Source organism: Methylomonas sp. AM2-LC (genome assembly GCF_039904985.1).
Lineage (GTDB): Bacteria > Pseudomonadota > Gammaproteobacteria > Methylococcales > Methylomonadaceae > Methylomonas.
The window spans coordinates 867,828-888,475 of record NZ_CP157005.1 but is presented as its reverse complement, the minus strand read 5'-3'; the positions used below and the strand labels follow the sequence as shown (position 1 = coordinate 888,475).

Here is a 20,648-nt window from a genome sequence, read left to right as displayed (position 1 = left end):
TTTAGAAGCGAGTATTAAGATCAAGTTGCATAACATCCAAACCATAGGCTGGCCCATTGATAACATTACCGCTTAGCCAACGCCCTGTTAGCCACACGCTTTTCATTAGGGCGTAATTACCCCCCATCATCCAACCTTTAACGTTGGTACCACCATTATGAAAATCCGAATCGGTATAGGCGTCTAATACCGCATCTCGTTCCACGTATTTGTAGCCAGTAAAAATATTCCAATTTCCTGGCGCAGTCATTTTAGTCCAACCCAGATCGACCTTAAATTGCCAAGCAGTGGTTTTTTCAGCAATATGATAGCCCGTATAAGCCAAAATTTGTGAGCGGTTAAAGCCTATGTTTTTGGCAACATCCGCGCTAAATCTAAGATGGATAGGCGAAAACAGAGCCATATCGTATAAGGCATTGATATCGACAATTCTGTAATCTGAAGCCAAGCCAACCAAGCCCCCCGAAGCCAAATCAGTATTGCCATTACAAATACTCACCAAACTATTACCACCTTGCATAAACTGAGGCACAGACTGGTTCATATCAGCTGTATTGGTATTACACAATGGATTGGCGCTTTTATTGATAACAGCCTTAATGTTTTGATAATCATAATACGCACCACCCATTTGCAAACTATCCTGATTATCAAAGCCCCAATCTACTCCAATCTGGCCACCGAAGAACCATTTATCCCGCGCACTCAGCCCAGAAACTAAGTTTGTTGATTGCAAAGGAAAAAGACCGCCGGTAGCAAAAACAGTAGGACCCTTACCACCAATTTCATCTGATAATTGATCAACGCCTAGTCGATGTCGGATAGTTAACGCAGCACCTTCAAAAGATAAATCTTCATCCCATACCACCTCACTACCTGCTGTAAAGAATGGATTGGGTGTTCTACCCGCCATAGCAGTCAACCAGTTAAATTTCTTGTCATCATAGCCGTTGTATCTTAGAAATGCCCGATCAACGGCAAATTGATAAAGTGCGCCTGTGTTACCAAGTGTCTGATTGGTAGACACTGGATTTGGTGTATTACCTGTTGCCAAGCGAATACCGGCATCCACACCCTTAGCAATATCGGCATCAATTCCTAAACGGAAACGTTCACGACTCACATTACGATTCAAAGTTGTATTTTGGAAAGCATTAATACCCGCCGGACCAATACCATTTCCCGCGCCATTATTAAGAGTATTGATGGTTTGCCAATTAAAATAACTTTTCGCTATATTATCTGATGCATAAAAATTGCCCTGATCGCGTAAACGCAAATCTCCAGACAATTTAAAACGCTTCACCCATTCGGGCACACCTTCAGCAGTGCCCCATTTTTCGTCTTTGGCTTTTTGCATAACATCACCAACCACTTCCTCACGCAATTCACTACGTACTTGTTGGCGTATTTCGTCCTTAACAAAATCGGGTACATAAGTTACGCGCACTTCATCAGCAGGTACGGCATCTTTAGCAACTGCACCATTAACGGCTGCCTGCTCGACATTCCCGGCATCTACTGCATTCTTTCCACCAGCTACCTTAGCTGCAGCTGCCTGTTTACCTGCATCGGCTTCTGCTTGCTTGATCATTTCATTCGCAGTTTTATCGGTAAGCACGCCCTGCTTAACCAACTGCTTGATTAAATTAACAGTCGTATTCCGCAATTTGAGTAACTCTTCCTTTTCATCGGCATGTGCCACACCGATCAGCCCCGATAGTGCTAAAGCTACTATCAGCTGTTTGTTAATCGCCATCGTTATTCCTGTATATTTAGACGCGTGAAGAAATTTTTAATTTAATAGGTTGCTGCATACCGGGCGGTGGAGGCTCGGCAACTTTTTTAAATCTTTCGAGCAAGCGGGTTAAGATTTCATCAATTTCATTGTCGTTACTACCTTTGACCAGCTCAACCCGATCTACCGTACCATCAGATTTCAACCAGAGTTTGACAATAGCGGTATAGCCTTTTCGGCGTAATTCGTCATGATTTGACAGCAGTGACAAAATTTCATTTTTTACTATGCCACCATAATACTTATAGGGATCACCCCCGCCAAACAAACCGGTACCACCTTTTCGTGCCGCTAAACCAAAACCATCAGACCCAGCCGAACCCTCAGCATCCAAACCCAAATCGCGCGCAGGCGCTTCATCAGGCGGCGTATCCGGCAAAGGCTCCGGCTCTGGCTCTGGTTCATCAATTTTTTGCTTAACTTCGGGCGGAGGCGGTGTCTCAACCTTAGGCGGTGGTGGCGGAGGTGGTGGTGGTTTCAGCAAAGTAATAGGCTGAATCTTTTTCTCGTTTTTAGTCGGCTTATCATTAATAAAGCCAACTATTAACTTTACTACAAAAAAAACGGCTATAGCAGCCAACACACCACCGATAATTCTCGGCACATACACTCGAAAACGCTTTTTATCAGGCATACTTGTGTTTATTTAACTAAGTTTTGGGTCACCAGACCCACCTGAGTAATATCCAATTTGCCCAATAATGCCAAAATTTCAACAACACTATGGTACTGCACGGTAGCATCACCTTTCACCACCACGGGTAATTCTGGATTAGCAGCCTTATATTGCATCAAAGTCGCCTCAAGTTGCTCCATCGTCACTGGATAGGTATCCAGAAAAATGGTACCGTCAGCCGTTACTGTCACAGCCTTGGTTTGTGGCTTTGACAAACTGGGCGCATTACTCGCTTTGGGCAAATTAACCTGTATGCCTTGCACAGCGGCGGTAGTCATCAAAATAAACACCACCAACAACACATAGGCCAAATCCAACATCGGCGTGACGTTGATTTCGTCATAAGCCGCATTTTCTTCCTGGACTTTCATTTTTTTACTCTTCGATTAAGCTCTAGGGGTTATAAAAGTCACTTAGCTATATTGCTCTGCGATTTTGGCTATAAATTCATCAATAAATACATGCATATCAGCGGTAATTACCTTGATTTGGCTACCTAGATAGTTGTATCCAAACAACGCAGGAATAGCCACCGCCAAACCGCAAACCGTTGCTGTCAAAGCCGCAGCAATACCCGGTGCGATTGCGTTTACATTCACCTCACCACTGACTGCGATGGCCGCAAAAGTAATCATTACCCCAACCACCGTTCCCAGCAAACCCAAAAATGGACCACCAGAGATAGCGATTGTCAGTAATACCATTTGTGAATTTAGCTTCTGCAATTCGCGCACCATGACGCCATCCATAGAGGACTTAATGGCATTTAGTGCGGGTGCTGATAAAACCTGTGGAGTAGCAACAGCACCATCCACGGTATTAACCAAACGTTTATTAATTTCCTGCGAACCAATGTGATATACACGATAGATTGATGAACCAGCAAATGCGGCATGATTAGACGTCAAAGACAAAAGCAAGGGGGATTCATTAAAATCCTCGATTCCTTCTTCATCCGCATGATCTAATTTAGTTAAATCAGCAACACCTAATTGGTTAAAAGCATGTTCAAATTTTTTATTCTCACGCAGAGTGCGAGCCAAAACGATACCTTTAGCCAACATTACTATCCAACTGATAAGAAACATTACTGCTAAAATACCAATAATGACCCAACCATCAATAGTGACATTATTCAAGGTGGCCAGCACATAGGATTCACCACCACCTTCACTCTCAGGAGTAGCGTCTTCACCATAAGCTAGCAGTGCCGAATTTTGGCCTTGCATGACCGCCGCAAATTGCAACGCATTTTGATCCAGCACATTTTTGGAAATTTCCACTTCATCTATCGCACCACTAAATCCGCGACTTACCGTGGATGTAGAAACATCGGCACCAATACCAATATCACCATCCAGAACCGATACATCAGCGAGTAAAACCCCCAATGGTTTACCGTCCAAATATAGAGTAAAGCCACTGCTGTTAGCTGTAATAGCCAAATGCTGCCACAGCGCCAAATTAAGACTGGTTGGACCAACTAATTCCTTGCCACCCACCCGTAAAACTGGCGACTGCCCTCTAACAAACAAGCTTAGGCTATCGCGATGAAAAATCACACCATCATTTTGTGGCTGATCAATTTTAACCCAAGCTGAAACTGTCCATCCTTCTGAAGTAAGCATTTTAATTGCTGGCGAACTGGTTACTCGCACCTGCTCAGTACCCGTAAAGGCAGCAGCATCACCTATAGCGCCACCTTCCATTACTGTACTGGTCGCCACAGACGGTTGATTCGCATAAGCGGTTGCGTCTTTAATTGCGCCAGCTTCGAAATGATAAGTCAGCATTTGCGCTACATCAAAAATAGCAGGCGCTTCAGAAGCCGTAACCGCTTTTTGATTGCCATAATACATCCAGAACGAAGGCTCGTTGGCAGTCGCAATATCTTTAGGCAACTTTACCCAAATCAAGGCCATCTCGTTCACTGGATCGAGTTTTTCGATATAAAACTTTAACGGAGTTTTATCGTCGCTAGACATAAAACGTATGTCTTTACCGTTTTCGCCCAAATCCATAAAATAAGTAAAATTACCGGTATGCAGCCTTACTAAGGCCATTGCATCGCCTGGAATTTTAATGGCATCCTGCTGAAGTTTTTGGGCATCAATGCTAATTTTTTTCCGGTAGCCCCAGTCATCGTTCCACCATGCCTGAGCCAGGGTTGGTGTCATTAAAAGTGCAGCTATCAGCCAAACAATCCGTTTCATTTTTTATCTCAAATCAAAATATCCTTGCCATTATCGCAATGGATTTTTACATTAATATGACAGAATGCATGATTTTCAATATATAGTGCACAGCATTTACTTAACCAAGCTATTCAGCAATTGGAAAGTTCAGAAAGTATTACTTTATTTTGATTGAAAGGTAAAAAACATCTAAATACTCGATTTCCAAAATATCATTTTTGAACTATCGATTTAGTAAATTTAGCAGCTTGGTTTTCGCAAAATTTATTAAAACCTTTTCAAACGTTTATATAGTGATATCGCTACAAGCAAGTCATCAAAACGATCTTGACTTATTGCTTGCAGCCATTCTAATTACTTAGGCTATTTTTTAACCAAAGTCATTTTCTATATTGATTATTCACCAAAACCTAAAATATCAACACTCAACAAACCTAACACTGCATTTTTCATAGCGTTTTTCTGGCCTTGACCATTCTCTTCGTCTATTGCAGCTTGTGCAACTTGACTAACACCCGCGGTACCATTGCTGGTTCCAGTTAAACCAGCCGCCAAACTACCTGTGGAAGCTTGCGGCACACCGGTACTGACACCGCTGACCTGAATGTTCTGCGCACCCAGTACGGCGGTCGCGCCAATAGTGACATTGGTACCACCAATACCCGCCTCACCAGCATTTACCACACCTTGTGGTGCAAATAAATAGACATTCCCCGGAGTTATGGTGTCGCTTCCTGCGGTTCGAATCCCGCTACCATCGGTAATAACTGGCGCAGGCACCACTAATTGATGAGTTTTAGAATTAAAATAAGGAGGTGGAATAGTCACTGCCAACGCTGTTTTAGCACCTTTTCCGGCATCAATATTGCCATCAGACGACCACAATAAAATATCACCACCACCCAGCGTAAACACCCTGGAGGTATTCACTTCAAAATCGGTTTTCACAAAAGCATTAACATCACCCTGAGCTTGAGCCACGATACCCAGATCAGAGGACGCTTTAGCCGCAGCCCCGGTAGGCGCTACTGCCAAGCCCACATTAACCTGCCCGCCCGGTACAAATAAATTTACACCACCACCCGATACAGTTTGTATCTTACTGTAATCCATGGTGATATTGCCTGACCAATTGGTACCCGGAAATAAAGCCTCTATCGCGGCAAAACCGGGGGCATAACCGACCAACTTATCCGCAGCAGCCGCAGAACCCGCTACCTTAAGCTCATTGAAAAACACACTACCCAACAAAGCAGTCAACTGCGGATGAATAGCAGTGGTTTGGCTGGCATCCAACTTGCTGAAGGCAGTGAGGGCTGCGCTATCAGACAAATTAGTGATGCCGGTATACTGCTGCATAAAAGGAGTAATGATAGCTTGCAATGCTGCGAAGCTGCTTGCATATTGACTACTGTCTTGTAAGTATTTATTGATGAACGCATTATAATCCGGCGTTCCACCATTTAAGCCTACCACCACATTCACCGAGGCACCTGTACTGGATAAAGCATTGTTATTGAAATTACCCACTGTTTCTATACCGACCGAAGCCCCTAAATCAAGATTTCTACCAGTTTCTACCAAAACCGTACCTGGCCCCCCCACCTGTATACTTTGATAAGCGTTGGCATGGATAACACCATCGCTATCCGGAGTAGCCGTAAATACAAAGTCGCGACCTGCGGAGATCACTGAGCCATCGGTAGCATTGATTTGCTGAATATTGATTGAGGCATTAATCATATCCTGCCCAGCCTTGATAACTGCCTGTTTAGGCAAGTTAATATACAAATTAGACACATCACCCGTTTGGGTCACTATGTGCGCTAATTGTGTATCTGTACTATGTAACGGGGTTAAAGCGTGGAAAATACTACTATTAAAAGCAGAAGAATTTACCGTGCCACTATCAACATAATAGGCATCAAACAAGGCACCATCTACCTGCTGAGTAAGAGCCGTTGAGCGAACCTGATAACCAGCTATGTTTGCGGGTGACGCATCGGACATGACAATACTACACTCTCCTACCACATTGCCAGCACATGAGTCACTAGTACTACCACCAACATTTTGTTTGGCAAACAGGTTAAGATTTCCTGAAGCGGATGGCGACATAACAATGTTTGTATCCAGAATGACGTTACCATTAAAAGCAGTTGCATTCAGAGTTGCAGGATATGCTTCACTGAATATTTGAGCACTACCAACTGTTGAAGCGCCAACCAACGCCTCTGCGACACTGGTATCAGCACTCAGGTGAATATCACCAGACAGGCTATTGATCGTAATACCACTTTTTGCTGTGTAACTAGAATAGCCGTTTGTGCCAGATCCAATGCTCATAGCATCTGAAACCGCAGACACCGCAACGCCTTGATTGGCGTTCAAAGTCACTTGCGAATCACCACTGCCAGCAGCCACTGTTTGCTGCCCAGAGCTGTCACCACTGATTAGGATTTGCGGGCCACTGCTAAATTGATTGGCACTACCTTCAATTTTTCCGCCAGCCGTCAGCGTGGCACTGCCCATGCCCAGATAATAAGCACCACCAGCTATGTTGCCAGCGGCATTAACCTGCATAGTGCCACCACCTTGAATTTGAATTCCTGAAGCCGTTTCTTTACCCGTAGTAGGCATCATCACAGAAAGATCGGTAATATCGCCTCCTGCACTTACCGTTACAGCCCCGCCACCAAAGGAACCTATATTTTCCTGAAACTTACTGGCATCGATACCCCAGGCGGGTAATTTGATTATTCCTCTTGGAGTCACACCTGCATATTGTTGATTTGTCCAGGCTGTCAGAAACTGATTGCTCACCGCACCAACCACATTACCACCGGCATGTATCACGATATCGCCACCTGCATTTGCATAAGCGGTATTGGCAGCTAGTTTAACTGTACCTGACCCGGTGTCTTTACCAGCACTATATATAGTTGAGGTTTGATCGGTTAACACAATATTACCGGCAGCGGCTAACTTAATATCACCAGAGCCAGAATGTATACTGGAACCAGAACCCAACGTTAAATCACCACTGTTAGCCACGGCGAATTTATCCGCGCTAGTTTGATCTGCACCAGCAACTAACTGCATAGACCAGGAGTCTACCGTTTCCAGAGTGCCATTATTAAAACCATCTGTAATCGATGCACCATTATCCAGTGTTAAATTTCCGCTGGCAGCAATAATCAAATTACCCGCAATTCCCTGACTACTTAAGGCAGATAAGTCCAAACTATCAGTCAAATCCAGATTGCCGTTATAGTCAATTTCAACACCGGGACGCAACGTTAGCCCTGCGCCCAAATCGGCAACGCTTTGTGCGGCGGCTGCCATATAGGCTGTGGTATCGCTAGTAATAGCATTACTATCAACTCCGGTATACTTTTTATAGCCTATAGCATTAAATTCGCGGTAACCGACAACATTACCCGCTATGGGCTGGATATTTATTCCGGTATCCACTGTAGTACTACTACCTCCGGTACGTAAGGCACTCAAGTTGACTACCCCGCCAGTTGCGGCATTGGAACCAGTCACATCTATGGTGGCACCCGACATGATATTAATACCACTATGACCCGGTTGCAATGAATCTACAGAAGACAAACTTACATTACCACCCACACCGCCATTACTGATATTAGTGACTTTTGCTGACAATAAAGAATGGTTTTCCAGGGTAATTTCACCACCGGCATTGAGTTGAATACTACCGCCATTATTGACGCCATCAGCTTTCAAGGTTCCGGCAATATCAATAGCCCCTTGATCTGAAACCAGATTGATAGTTTTGGCGACAATCTCATGCCCGGCATCCAGCGCAATATCAGCATTGTGCACTCGAAAATACAGATTATTATTCACCCCAGCTGCCGTCAGTTTATCCACTAAACCATTAAAGTCTTGACCCGCTGCATAATTAGCTACATTAATGGTGGCACTAGCGCCTTTGGCGTTCAAGGTACCGTCAAGTTCTACACTTTGGGCTAACGCACTTAAGTTCAGCTGACCACCTGCTGCATTAGTGCCGCCAGAACCAATATCCAGTTCGGTAGTTTTGGTTAAGGTAATTTTACCCGCCTGTGCGTTTGCACTAAAAGTACCGCCTGGGGTATATTGCAAGCTACCCGCATAATTAACGGCAGCCCCCGCCAGATTCAGCTTACTTTGGCCTTCCACCAAAATATCACCGCTTTTGGCCGTCAGACTTAAATTACCAGAGGGTAATAATACATTGGCATTATTCAGGGTTATAGAGTTGCCATTCAGCGCAATAGCACCGCCATATTCGCTGGAATTATAAACCGTAGTATTATCGTTACCACTAATTACTACATTAGCATTTGAGCCCGTAGCATTAATATTAAGTTTATCACCCGCAGTAGTGGTCAAAGCCGCTGCACTTAAATTTAAATTGCCAGCCACATTTAATGTGCCATTACCTGTGGCATTGTATTCATTTGCAACAGTAACATTAACTGTTCTAAAGCCATCTACATTAACAACGCCATTACCCTGTATAAAGTTTGTTGCTATTACATCCAGTATACCGAGGCCTTTACCAGCAATGCTTGATGATGCATTTTGAGTATTTTCCAGAGTTAAGTTAGTCGCTTCTAACTCTACGGCATTCCGACGTTGATTAAAACCGGATAAAGCCGCTGTATTCAACACCAAATTATTAAAACTTAACGGATGTTGATTGCCAAGACTATCAAACTCGCCAACAGTGCCATATAAGTTTATTGCACTCCGACTATTTAAAATCAGGGTATCAGCACCAAAAGCAGCTAAAACATCATTAGACAAATTTAACGGCTGTGGCAACGAAGGGTCTGTGCTTACCGCACTAATGTTACCCAGATTAATACTATTAGCTGCCAAACTTAAAGAACCATTTTTAATATTAACATTGCCGTTCAACTGGGTAGAATAACTGCCATCCAGTAATATGGATTTGCTAGCTGTTATGTTTGCATCTTTATCAATTTTAACCACGCCAGCTACACCGGATAACTGGCTATGATTGATGGTTATCTGATTGTCGGCAGAAACTCGCAACAGAGCACTATCGCCAGTAACATTGACTAAAGATTCTCCAGTATTCACTTTACCGCTACTCGTTAGGTCCGCACCACCTAACACTTCAACGGTATTTTTGGCCGCAGCCATCAGATCAAGCTGCTTTAAGGACACACCGGTATCGAAACTTACACTGTCTGCCGAAGCGGTGAGCGTAGTATCCCCGGTTTGATTGTTGAATACGCGGGTACCACCTAACAGTAGACTATCAATATGCAACTTATTCAGCTGGGTGTCCACTAATTCCAGCGTGCCTGGAGTTGCCGCATAATTGGCACTGGTCACAACTTTAATCAGTGGCGCGGAAATATCCATTTTGGCACCTTTACCACCATGCGCAGAAGCCACGTTAAAAGTGCCATCTAGTAGTAACTGTGTCGTTGCATCGATGGATATTTGACCACTATCGTTAGGCAACAAAGGCAGACTGGTATTGTTTGTGTTAGCACTAGCGGTAAAAAAGTTGTTTGCGGTCTGAATATTATAAAAAGAGTGCTGCTTTACCTGAGCACTGGTTTCCACCATAAAGCCACTGGTTCGCGAATCATGAATATTAGTGCCTGCAATAGTTTCATATCCAGAAACTACCGGAACACCAGAAGCCAGATAGGTAGTACTGGATTGATCGGTCGTATTAGCCACTGGCGTGACTAGATATGCGCCCGGCAAAACTGCATAGGCTGCCGGTAATATAGTATAAAAACCTGCAGGAAGATCACCATAGCCACTTAAGTAAACAGTGGTGCGTGGGTCGTAGTTAAAGCTTGCAGAATAATTCGGATCATAAGGAGCCAAGGATGAACCCAAGCTGGGCAAAATAGCAAAGCCTTTACTGTTAGCCAGATAATCAGAGCTACCACCTAAACCCGCCTGAAATTCAGCTGCAATCAAATCCCCGCCCCCAGCAACATTTACCACACTACCGGTATCAAATTTGATGACAGGTGAATTAAAACTTAGGTCTTTCACACCCACAGCGACATAGCCTGCAGTGGTTTTAGTATCAAACACTAAAGAGGAAGTGTTTCCGCTTTGGTCCGTTAACGGATATTCCCATAAGCCATTAGAAATTACCCCAAACGGGATAGTTTTTCCATCCGCAGACACAGAGGTAACACTGTTAGCAGAAAATTCCATAGATTTGCTGGCATTCATAGCTATGCTACCCAACGGCGCTTTTAATACACCGTTTTGATCAATCACCGCGGCATTGATGGTCAATTTGCCATCTGCCGCCAAGGGGGTAACATCGGTATTACTACCTGAAATAGTAATCTGACCATTATCGCCAATGACATTAAAGGTATAATTAGTCAATGTGCTCGGATATATCTGACTGGCATGCAAATTCAGATTGGCTGCTGTGGTTAATTCGCCAATGACGGTTTTATCAGTAGCTGATACCACGCCCACGGCGCGTAAATCATGCACACTGCTTAAATTTACCTGATTAAAGCCGGTTAACTCCAAGGCACCGTTTAATTGTGTCCAGTTGACGTTACTAGTGGTTTGCAGGGTACCACCGCCGGTGATGGGCGTACTATTCTGTGACTGGATGGAGGAAGAACCCAGCTCTAACAGAGAAGTGTCCAACTTAACTACACCAGAGTTACTGCCATTCAGTCCGCTCCAGGCAATGCTAGGCGCATCGATATTAATACTGGAAGCCGTTTTTAAAGTAACATCTCCCTCAAATTGTACTGTGCCCTGCACACCAGTGGATTGATTAGGTACCGTCAATTGCAGATTATCAAAACCTGCTTGCGTCACTTGCTCACTACTTATTGTTGCCTGTCCCAAAAAACCGTTTAAATCGGTACCAAAACCTTGATTATGGGACAATAGTTGCTGATAAGCCTGCACTACATTCAGTTGCAAAGCATTAGTTGGTAAATCGCCAGCTTGATTATCACCACGGTTGTTTCGATTGAGGGTTACAGCCAGACTGCCGCCGCTGTTACTAGCAGAACCGGCATGCGCAGAAAACGTACCATCCAGTACCAAGCCTTCCGCAGCAGTGATACTGATATTACCGGCATTTGAGCCGATTACAGGAAACTCGTAGTGAAATCCTGGCGCATCAGTGTTGCTGACAGCCACAGTAAATTGGTGATTAGTGCCAGAAGTATTAATTTGTGATCCCTTCTCCATCACCACATAACCAATTTGCGCCTGCAAAGACACATTACCACCATTCAAGACACTACCGGTACTGATGCTAAGGGCATTAGGATCATTCAACAGCGTCATACCTTGGGTATTTAAAACTGCATTTGCACCTAACCAAATGGTCTGTTTTGAATTATATGCTCCCTGATTAGCTTTAAGATTGACAGCTATATTTCCGGCTAGCGCATTTATAGTGCCATCAATATAAATTCCGTTACCTGCTTTAGATGTCAAGTTAACTGTGCCGTTTGCATCAAAACGGCTGCCAGTACCAAAAGTGATAGCGCTACCAGTGTCCAGCGTTATACCGGCATAGCCACTTAAATTAAGTGTTTCGGGTGCCAACAAAGCGTGGGGTAATGTTGTTATTTGACTAAAAGCAGCAATAGAATCTGCACTGGCTTGCTGCTGATAGTTGCCGGTCAGGATTTTATTTTGTTGTTCTAATAATAACTGGGTATTCGCTTCCAGCCTGAGTTGACTGGCACTACCATCATTACTATTCAGCGTCAGGGTACTGAATGCCAAAGCACTGGAAAAATTAAAATGATTATCGCCATTGACACCCAGCGTTAATGCGGTTTTATCCAGCACAGTATTGCCAATATCTATATTTTGGCTGGTCGTTACCGATAAGCTACCATCCTTATTCAATCCATACGCTTCCAGCTGACCATTCAGTTCTAGAGTCCCAAAATATGAAGTGCCCCCGACACCCGCAGTTAATGCAATAGCACCACCAGCACCTGAAGTCAATCGTCCGGCAGTGCTTAACCAGGCACCGCCATCGGCTTTAATTGCTGCCCCCTGATGAATATTTAGATCACTGCTTGCAGATAACTTAATCGTGCCGGCATCGATAATAGCAGGCTTAGTTGACTGAAAGGTTGCGCCATTTTGTAAATTGTTCACCCAACTGCCAGATACATCTAATAGTGAATTGGCAGCTATATCCATAAGCCCCTTGTTACTGTTTACCGCCAAACTATTAAGGGTAATACTTCCTGCTGAGGTATGGATGCTACCATTAATATTGATACTGCCAGCATCCAGCTCTATTGAGCTTAAAGCAGGCATAGATATCGCTGCATCCTTGCCAACCGTAATATTACCACCGGTCTTGATTAAAATATGACCCAGGCCGGAGCCATTGATTAAAGCACTGGACAATTGCATAGCCAGAGGTTGACCACTGCTTTGCGGCAATACATCGTTGACACCAAAGTTGACCGTAGGTTTGGATGCTTGAAAAAGTACATTCTGGTTGGAGAGTGCCGCACTACCATTGCTGACATTATCATCCTGATTAAAATAAAAACTGCCTCCGGTTACCGGCGTGCCAGTTTGATAAGCGCCGTTAACTGCATGCGCATTTAAATCGCCACCAAACACCATGACGGGCGCCTGCACATTCAAGGTACCCGCAGCCTCACCCTGCACATAACCTTGCTGATAATAACCTGCCACCGTGCCTTGTACACTGTATTTGGTATAATCATTCCATTTAACATTACCTTCTGAGACAGTACCAAAAACTTGTGTATAGTGCTGATTTGGATCTGCCTGACTGATATCTACTAATTGTCCGGTACTGGATAATAATTGGGTGGTAGCAATATAGCCTGACTGATAATCCAGCCAACCACCAGCAATATTTAGCGAAGCGCCGTTATTAACAATCACGTCGCCACTGGCCTTTAGATTTATGGTTCCACCTGAGGTCATACGCTCATAAACGCTGTGATGCATCCCTGAAACTGCACCAGCAGCGTCAATGATAGTGGGCAGATTACGCACATCCACCAGCACTGTTTCACCTTGCAACACTCCGCCACGTTGGTATGGGGAGTCTCGCAAATTATAACTTTCTACCGAAACCTGTTGTACATTGCTTTCCATCGTCATTTGCACAGCTTGCAAACCGGAAACATCAATAGAGGAACCTTTCTCCAGGTCAATACGCCCTGTATTGCTAGGGGAAATGAGTGAACTGGGTCTTTGACTGATAATGGCTAGATTGTTATTATCCAAAGCCGTGAAATTAACATTGGCTGAGGGCGCCACTATCGAGGCACCCTGTTTCATGTCGATAATGTTACCACTAGCCTCTATATAGGATTTTGGCTGGGTTTGCTCAGTAATCGCAGTACCACTATTAGCATCCGGCGAAATAGTCACTGAACTGTTAGTACCAAAAGTAACGCTGGACTGCGTACTCAATCCATCACCCAAATCGGCGCTACGCACAGTTTGGCCAGGCACTAAATAACCTGAACTATCAACTTGCACAGGGCCATTATTTAAATTTTCGCGTGCCAATAAACGTACGGAACCGTTTACATTGACAGAGGTTGTTGAAGAAATCCGACCGGATTGATTAACAGCAAAACCGGCTAAGGTAACATTACCTTCCCGTACCGAAATATCACCAGCGGCCTGATTGGTAACCTTGCCGCCTGTGCCAACTTCTACCAGCAAACCCGCAAACGGACTAGTGGCTGAAACTGGTTGTAAATAAACCTTGTCTTTACTAGCTACCAGAATAATCTGCGCATGACTGTCACCACTGATTTTTCCGGCATTGGTAACGGTTGGAGCCGCTAAAATAATTTGACCATTGGCGGAAACGTGTATGCTGGCGCCATTATCCACTCTGATAAAACCATTGGGATTAACAGTGGTCGCTGTAGCGTTTTTCGTTGTGTCTAAATCACCGTTTAAAGCAGCGGAACCCAAATGACTGATCGTAGTGGTATCGTTAAACTCAGCAACCAGACCGTTTTGTATGGTTTCGCTACTGATGTTTAAAGCTGAGGCGACAAAAGTACTGGCATCGACTACAGCACCATTGCCAAAGACAAAACCATTATTATTAACCAGGTATACTTGACCATTTGCAGTGATATGACCGAGAATGCTGCTGGCATTCATGTCATAAATACGATTAAGAGATACCGATGTGCCATCGGGCTGTTTATATTGCACGGTATTATTGGCACCCACATTATAGTGTTGCCAATTTAGAATTGCATTATGAGTATGCTGAGTAATCACCATATTTGTGCCGTCGCTGGTAAAATCAGAATTACCAGACGTTTGCCAATTATCAATAACCGGCACTGGCAACTCCGCATGTACCGGCCCAGAGAACAAACCTCCTGCCAGCACAACCCGAACAACGGCAACCAGTGGTTTTAATTTGAAAAAACTTATCGCGTTATTATTGGTAGTCAGCTGTTTACTGGACATAGGTCTCGCCTTTATCTCTGAGCATTAATTCCATTATGCGGCGACCCGGCTATCTTGCTTGAAGACCCGCAGCTTTCTGCCCCCGCTTCACAACGGGTTTAGCTTTTACACACCATTTTTGTCAATTTGTTGCTACTCACCCAGTTGGTTAGCTACCGGACTTTTGATGCCGGAATGAGCAGTTACGTAAATCCATGCAGCCTGAATTTATGGTTTGGTTTAAATTTCAAGCAAGGCCGCTTATAAAGTGCCATTGCAGATATACCAAAACAGGCTAAACCTAAAACATATTCTGTTAATATTTAATTATTATTGTATATTTTAACAGTAAATTTAACACTGTACCAAAGTACTATATATTAAAAATACATTAATTATTTGTGTTGATTTTTTCAAAAAAAATTTTACGACTAAACTCGTAATATATTTGTAATAAAATTGTCACAATTCTATTTATTATCTGGTAATTTCAATACGAAAACTTTGATAGGGATATTAATATATGCATATATCTGGCTATCCACAAATTTTAGCTAAACGACCATCCCAACAGAAACACGGATATACCTAACCCCATGAATGGTAAGCTTCGAAGCTGGATTTCATTTTCATTCAACCTAACCTAGCAAAATCAATATTTTTTTGTAAAAACTTCAGTTTAATTCGCGCACACTCATTAATTTATGTCAGGTAGCGGATTTCTTTTGCTGATGGGTTACGATACGCAGATAAGAGATCAATGCTTAATGCGCACCGAAACCACCCTACGCTGAATAATAAGGAATAAATGCCTATTTCCGATATTAATTGTTTCATACGTTCTCGCATGAAAAACACCTCCCATCCTTCAACTAACTCAAGACAAACGATCTTTTTCATTCTCAGCCTTAAAAAATAGACTGCAAAAACTTTTGCAACGATTAATACAGCGCTTAAAAATCGGTAGCTACACTAAAATGTATGCGCGGATTACCACTGGACACCCGACCGATTGAGGTAAACGGCACCCCTACATCAAATGCACCGGTTATTTTCTTTAACACCTGAAAGCGTAAACCCATCCCGGCACTGCTCAGATCATAGCTATGGACGCTTCCTGGTAAAGGGCTTTTTACCCAGCCTTTGCCAATATCAAAAAAACTACTTAACAACAATTTATTCACAGCTTCCCATTCTATGGGCTCTAAATGCGGTGAGTGCAATTCCACGGAACCAAACACACCATTGTCTGCCAATGCCTGGGTTTCGTAATAGCCACGCACACTGGTTGCGCCACCCATAGAATATTGTTCGTTGCTGATCAAAGGTGAATCTGCAGCTTGCGCAGTAACATGCGAGGTTACTTCCATTCCATATGGTAAATCATGCTGAAATTTGTAATCGCCAAACAAATACATAAAACCTGAACTGGCCAGATAGCGTTTGTTGGCAAACTGGGTTTGATCGTTACCTAAGCCGCGTACCGAAAAATGCAGAGCCAGATCAAAACTGTTCATGCTTTCTTTGCCACGAAAACTGCCGCTGTATTGGGCTAAAAAAGGCGTATAGGCAATTGGCGTTCTTATCGCATCTGCACCAATCAGGTTTAAATCTTCTTTAAAATCCTTATAATCGACCCCTAGCGTAGTGGTATGGTAATAGTTATCCACTGCTGGCAATGGCTTGACCAAACGTAAGCCGTAAATAGTACCGTTACCGATTACCGACAAAGCACCGGCACTGGCGATTTGTGAATTAGAAGCCGAACGCACGGTATACATAGCCAGTCGCGTACCATTATCAAATACTGGTAGCGCATAGGTACCGGCCCACACATCCACTTCTGCACTGTTTTCCGGAGAAACCTGATACATCAGTGAGGCACTGTGCATTTCTTGCCATAAATTATCGTAATGCAAAGAGTTAACCAGTCGCAAGCGCGACGTGGTTGAGGTGTTACGCCCATTTAACTCTATTCGTCCATGTACGGGTAATTCATCTTTTACTTTTAAATCCACCTCCAGCGTGCCAGGGGTTTCTCCCGCCCGCAACACGGGCTGGATTTGCCGGTCCGGACTTTGCGCCGCCAGATCTTGCAATTGTTTTTGCATTTTTGGCAAATTGGGTACATTACCTTCAGCTAACTCAGGAATACCTGCTTTGATTTTGCCCAGGGAAAAATAGCGGGAATCGGTGACACGCAGGCGCGAAACTTTACCTTCCACCACCTGTAAATACACCAGACCACCTTTAACATCCTGTTCCGGGATATCCACGGACACGGTTTGATAGCCTAAATTTCGATATTGCTCTTCCAAAGCAGTACGGGCTTTTTCCACATCGTCTATGCTTTTTTTAGGTCCCAGAAATGGGTAAATCAGCCGTTCCAATTGTTTTTTTTCAATCAAGGTATTACCCTTGATGCGCAATTCGAATAGATCAAACGTTGCTGGCGGCGCAGGGTTGGCTTGGGTTTGCTGCTCAACTACAAGTGCTTCCGCTTGCTGTGCAGATAGCAGTTGCGAATAGGAGCCGAGACTAATCGGCAACAGTAACCAGGGCAAACTCTGGAAAAAGCTGCTGCTTTTAAAATTGTTAAACTGCATGTTGTTATGATTTTACATTCAAGACCGCTTCCGTATTGAAAGCTAATACATCAGAATTGTATGAAATTTGTATTAAAGTTTTATGACAAACGACACGTACACAAAAGAGGATGCGACTTATTTTTAGTCAGCATAAAAAAAACCAACCGTCCGAAGACGGTTGGTTTCTATGTTACAACTGTAATCCTTTACAAAACTATCACTAAATACTTAGTATTTGCCGTAGAAAGCTGGCATTTCTGCTGGGTTGTTAGCTGGATCAGCAGCATTAGGAATAGTTGGTACGCGGCAATGGTTTAAATTAGTGCCTTTAGAAGTAGCATGGGTATATGGATTAACCGGTCTGCTTGGATCGAATGCCGCATTCAACAAAGTAGCGCTGCCACCAGTAGTTGAAGGAGTATAAGATGTTGGGCCAGAAGCTCCCAGAGCAGAACCCAAGAAGCCAGAAACTTGACCCCAAGATTGTACACCTGTCAGTGCAGTCGCACCAGGATTAACACCGGTACCGGCTGCGATAGTGGTGCCCACTAAAGCGTCCAAGTTTGCAATATGCAATGGATCTTTGATCAGAGTAACGATATCAGTGATCAAAGGACTGGTAGGTAGAGGGCCTTTACTTACAGCGACCATTTCTGACCACAATTTCCAACGACCATTCACTACGTTATAAGCAGAAGGCGATACATTGTCGACTTTAATAAAACGATAGTTTTTAGCCAGGTTAGCATTACGATCTACACCTTGAACAGCAATAGCATAACGGCTGTTGCTGGTACCTGTTGCCGCAGGGCTAGGAGCCAAGGTTGGATAAGGCGTAAAAGTACCTTCTGCAACACCATTATTTAAAGCATCAAGACAGGCGTCTACATCAGAAGCACCGTTCATTGAATGGATAACTTTAACGCCATCAGCAGATTCTTGGCCAATTGTATTTTTAACGGAAGAAGTTACAAATGCTTCGTCATTATTACCATTGCACGGAGCGTTTTCGAATTTAATATTCAAAGTTGCCCAAGTACCAGAACCTGGTGTACGTGCACAGATATGTACAGTAGAACCGTTTGGCTCAGCAGCGTTAGCAGTCGCGGTACCGTTATACAGATCCGCACCACCATCTAAATTGTCGTATGCTACGTTAGCCCAGCTACCAAAACCATTATTAGCAAATAAAGTTGAAACTTGCGAAGTAGTCAGGTTAGGCATACAGGCTTCAGATTCTCTCAATGCACCCGGAACTGAATTACCTGTCGCACAACCTGTAGGCAACACGCCAGCTGCTACAGCAACAGTTTGCATGGCATTACGCAGATTCAGAGAAACAGCAACACCAAAAATTTCAGTTGCCATTGAAGTGTTAGTCAAACCTGCTATATTAACACTACCGTTACTAGCTGAAGAAAACTGAGCTGAATCGACGTCTGAGAAACCTACATCAGCCAATTGACCGGTAGTGGCAAGTGATACAGTACCACCAGTACAATTAGAAATTGCACCAACAACAGCAGCGCCAGTTTGGCAAGCTGTTACATTAGGAGCAGTGGCTTCGTTAACAAAAAACTGTAATGTACCGTTTGCATTTTTAAGCGCATTGATAGAACCGCCACCATCACGTTTGTGCATCACCAAATAAGGTGTTGTCAGGTTAGCGTTAGTACCTGCGTTAGAGCAGACATAAACGAATGCTGAATTGGTAGAATCGGCAATTTTGTAAACTGGGCTTACGCTAGTATTACATTCGCTACGCAACGCTTCTTCCAGGAAAGGAGTAGCAGCGGAAGAACCAGTGATATAGCCTTCTGTTTTACCGGCGGCATTGATTGCAGTCCAGTTTGGTGTACCAGCACCTGTTAAGGGTACTGCTACAGCAGTAAATGCTTGCGCTTGACCAGCGAAAGCCGCTGCAACCGCAGTTGCTAAGATTAATTTTTTCATGATTTTTCTCTGAAATTGTTGTATTCAAGGTAAGCTGAAAAGCCAGCACATTTGCTGACTTTTCAGTTTGTCTAGGCTAGCGAGTAATTATTTACGACGATTTAAACGCAACATGCCTAACAGACCAGCGCCAAACATCCACACAGCAGCAGGAACAGGTACTGCTGAAGTAGGTGCTATAAAAGACAGAGTATTGCCGCTTAAAGATACAGCGCCCAATACAGCTGCATCACCAGCCAAATACTCTGCTACTGTAACTTTATGCGAACCTGTACCTGAAGTTACATTAGTGCTGGTATCCAAATACAAACTGATTTGTGAACCATAAGCAGCAGTTGGATCATAAGTTGCATTCACACCGCTCAAACCAGCGTATATGCCAACAGGTGAATATTGGTTACCACCAGCATTGGTAAACTGACCATATGTACCGTTTGCAGGAGCATTGGTAACTAAGGAGCTGTTTCCGCCGGCAGAAAGATTAATTTCACCAGATGCGATAGATGAAGCTTGTTTTTCTACTGAGCTTACTACACCAGCCAAGCTTTGTGTCAAATAACCAATGTTAGTGTTACCAGTTTGCAACAGATTGTTGCCACCGCCATCCAGAACTAAATAGCTAGTAGTAGCAGCATTCATGCCGTTAGTAAAAGCAGTCCAGTTGCTGTCAGTGCTCAGGTCATAAGAAGATGCGAATGCTGACAAACCTGAAGTTTGGATTTGAGCCATAGTAACGCCCAAATCGTAGTTAAAAGTTCTACCTACGCTACCATCTGTATTAACATAGCTTGAATCATACACAGACAAGAAAGCTTCGTTGCCTGTAGCTGGAACAGAGTTGTTAGCCAAAGACGCGTTTGCAACACCAGAGGCAGTTGCCATCAGTACTGCAGCAGCAAGCAAAGTTTTTGTAAATTTCATTTGTAAATCCTTATGTTTTAAAATTA

At 43.7% G+C, this 20,648-nt stretch carries 8 protein-coding genes and 1 riboswitch; all 8 genes read right to left on the bottom strand.

What is annotated here, in order from left to right; genetic code table 11:
• Position 1: 1 nt before the first annotated feature.
• Entirely contained in the window at positions 2 to 1,759 is a 1,758-nt protein-coding gene (locus ABH008_RS04115) for a putative porin (RefSeq protein ID WP_347988583.1), read from the bottom strand.
• 16 nt (positions 1,760 to 1,775) lie between these two features.
• The gene (locus ABH008_RS04110) at positions 1,776 to 2,432 is read right to left on the bottom strand and encodes an energy transducer TonB (protein ID WP_347988582.1); all 657 of its coding nucleotides are present in this window, start codon (positions 2,430 to 2,432) and stop codon (positions 1,776 to 1,778) included.
• Between the two features lie 8 nt (positions 2,433 to 2,440).
• Positions 2,441 to 2,845, bottom strand: coding sequence for a biopolymer transporter ExbD (locus tag ABH008_RS04105; protein ID WP_347988581.1), 405 nt, complete (start codon positions 2,843 to 2,845; stop codon positions 2,441 to 2,443).
• A gap of 42 nt (positions 2,846 to 2,887) precedes the next feature.
• Positions 2,888 to 4,687 carry a DUF2341 domain-containing protein gene (locus ABH008_RS04100; protein ID WP_347988580.1) on the bottom strand — a complete coding sequence of 600 codons (1,800 nt, stop codon included), beginning with the start codon at positions 4,685 to 4,687 and terminating at the stop codon, positions 2,888 to 2,890.
• Positions 4,688 to 5,065: 378 nt separating this feature from the next.
• Positions 5,066 to 15,181, bottom strand: a complete 10,116-nt coding sequence (locus ABH008_RS04095) for a filamentous haemagglutinin family protein (RefSeq protein ID WP_347988579.1) — start codon at positions 15,179 to 15,181, stop codon at positions 5,066 to 5,068.
• A 36-nt stretch (positions 15,182 to 15,217) separates the two neighbouring features.
• A riboswitch (cyclic di-GMP riboswitch) is annotated at positions 15,218 to 15,294 on the bottom strand.
• A gap of 819 nt (positions 15,295 to 16,113) precedes the next feature.
• On the bottom strand, positions 16,114 to 17,766 hold the full coding sequence (locus tag ABH008_RS04090; RefSeq protein ID WP_347988578.1) for a POTRA domain-containing protein: 1,653 nt from the start codon (positions 17,764 to 17,766) through the stop codon (positions 16,114 to 16,116).
• A gap of 210 nt (positions 17,767 to 17,976) precedes the next feature.
• A complete protein-coding gene (locus tag ABH008_RS04085) occupies positions 17,977 to 19,701 on the bottom strand; it encodes a hypothetical protein (RefSeq protein ID WP_347988577.1) in 1,725 nt (574 codons plus the stop codon).
• Positions 19,702 to 19,788: 87 nt separating this feature from the next.
• The gene (locus ABH008_RS04080) at positions 19,789 to 20,622 is read right to left on the bottom strand and encodes a hypothetical protein (protein ID WP_347988576.1); all 834 of its coding nucleotides are present in this window, start codon (positions 20,620 to 20,622) and stop codon (positions 19,789 to 19,791) included.
• Between the last annotated feature and the right edge of the window lie 26 nt (positions 20,623 to 20,648).

What these genes read in the sequence shown, in the direction of transcription:
- ABH008_RS04105 (WP_347988581.1), bottom strand. Translation starts at nt 2,845, where the DNA reads ATGAAAGTCCAGGAAGAAAATGCGGCTTATGACGAAATCAACGTCACG.
- ABH008_RS04080 (WP_347988576.1), bottom strand. Translation starts at nt 20,622, where the DNA reads ATGAAATTTACAAAAACTTTGCTTGCTGCTGCAGTACTGATGGCAACT.
- ABH008_RS04110 (WP_347988582.1), bottom strand. Translation starts at nt 2,432, where the DNA reads ATGCCTGATAAAAAGCGTTTTCGAGTGTATGTGCCGAGAATTATCGGT.
- ABH008_RS04085 (WP_347988577.1), bottom strand. Translation starts at nt 19,701, where the DNA reads ATGAAAAAATTAATCTTAGCAACTGCGGTTGCAGCGGCTTTCGCTGGT.
- ABH008_RS04090 (WP_347988578.1), bottom strand. Translation starts at nt 17,766, where the DNA reads ATGCAGTTTAACAATTTTAAAAGCAGCAGCTTTTTCCAGAGTTTGCCC.
- ABH008_RS04095 (WP_347988579.1), bottom strand. Translation starts at nt 15,181, where the DNA reads ATGTCCAGTAAACAGCTGACTACCAATAATAACGCGATAAGTTTTTTC.
- ABH008_RS04115 (WP_347988583.1), bottom strand. Translation starts at nt 1,759, where the DNA reads ATGGCGATTAACAAACAGCTGATAGTAGCTTTAGCACTATCGGGGCTG.
- ABH008_RS04100 (WP_347988580.1), bottom strand. Translation starts at nt 4,687, where the DNA reads ATGAAACGGATTGTTTGGCTGATAGCTGCACTTTTAATGACACCAACC.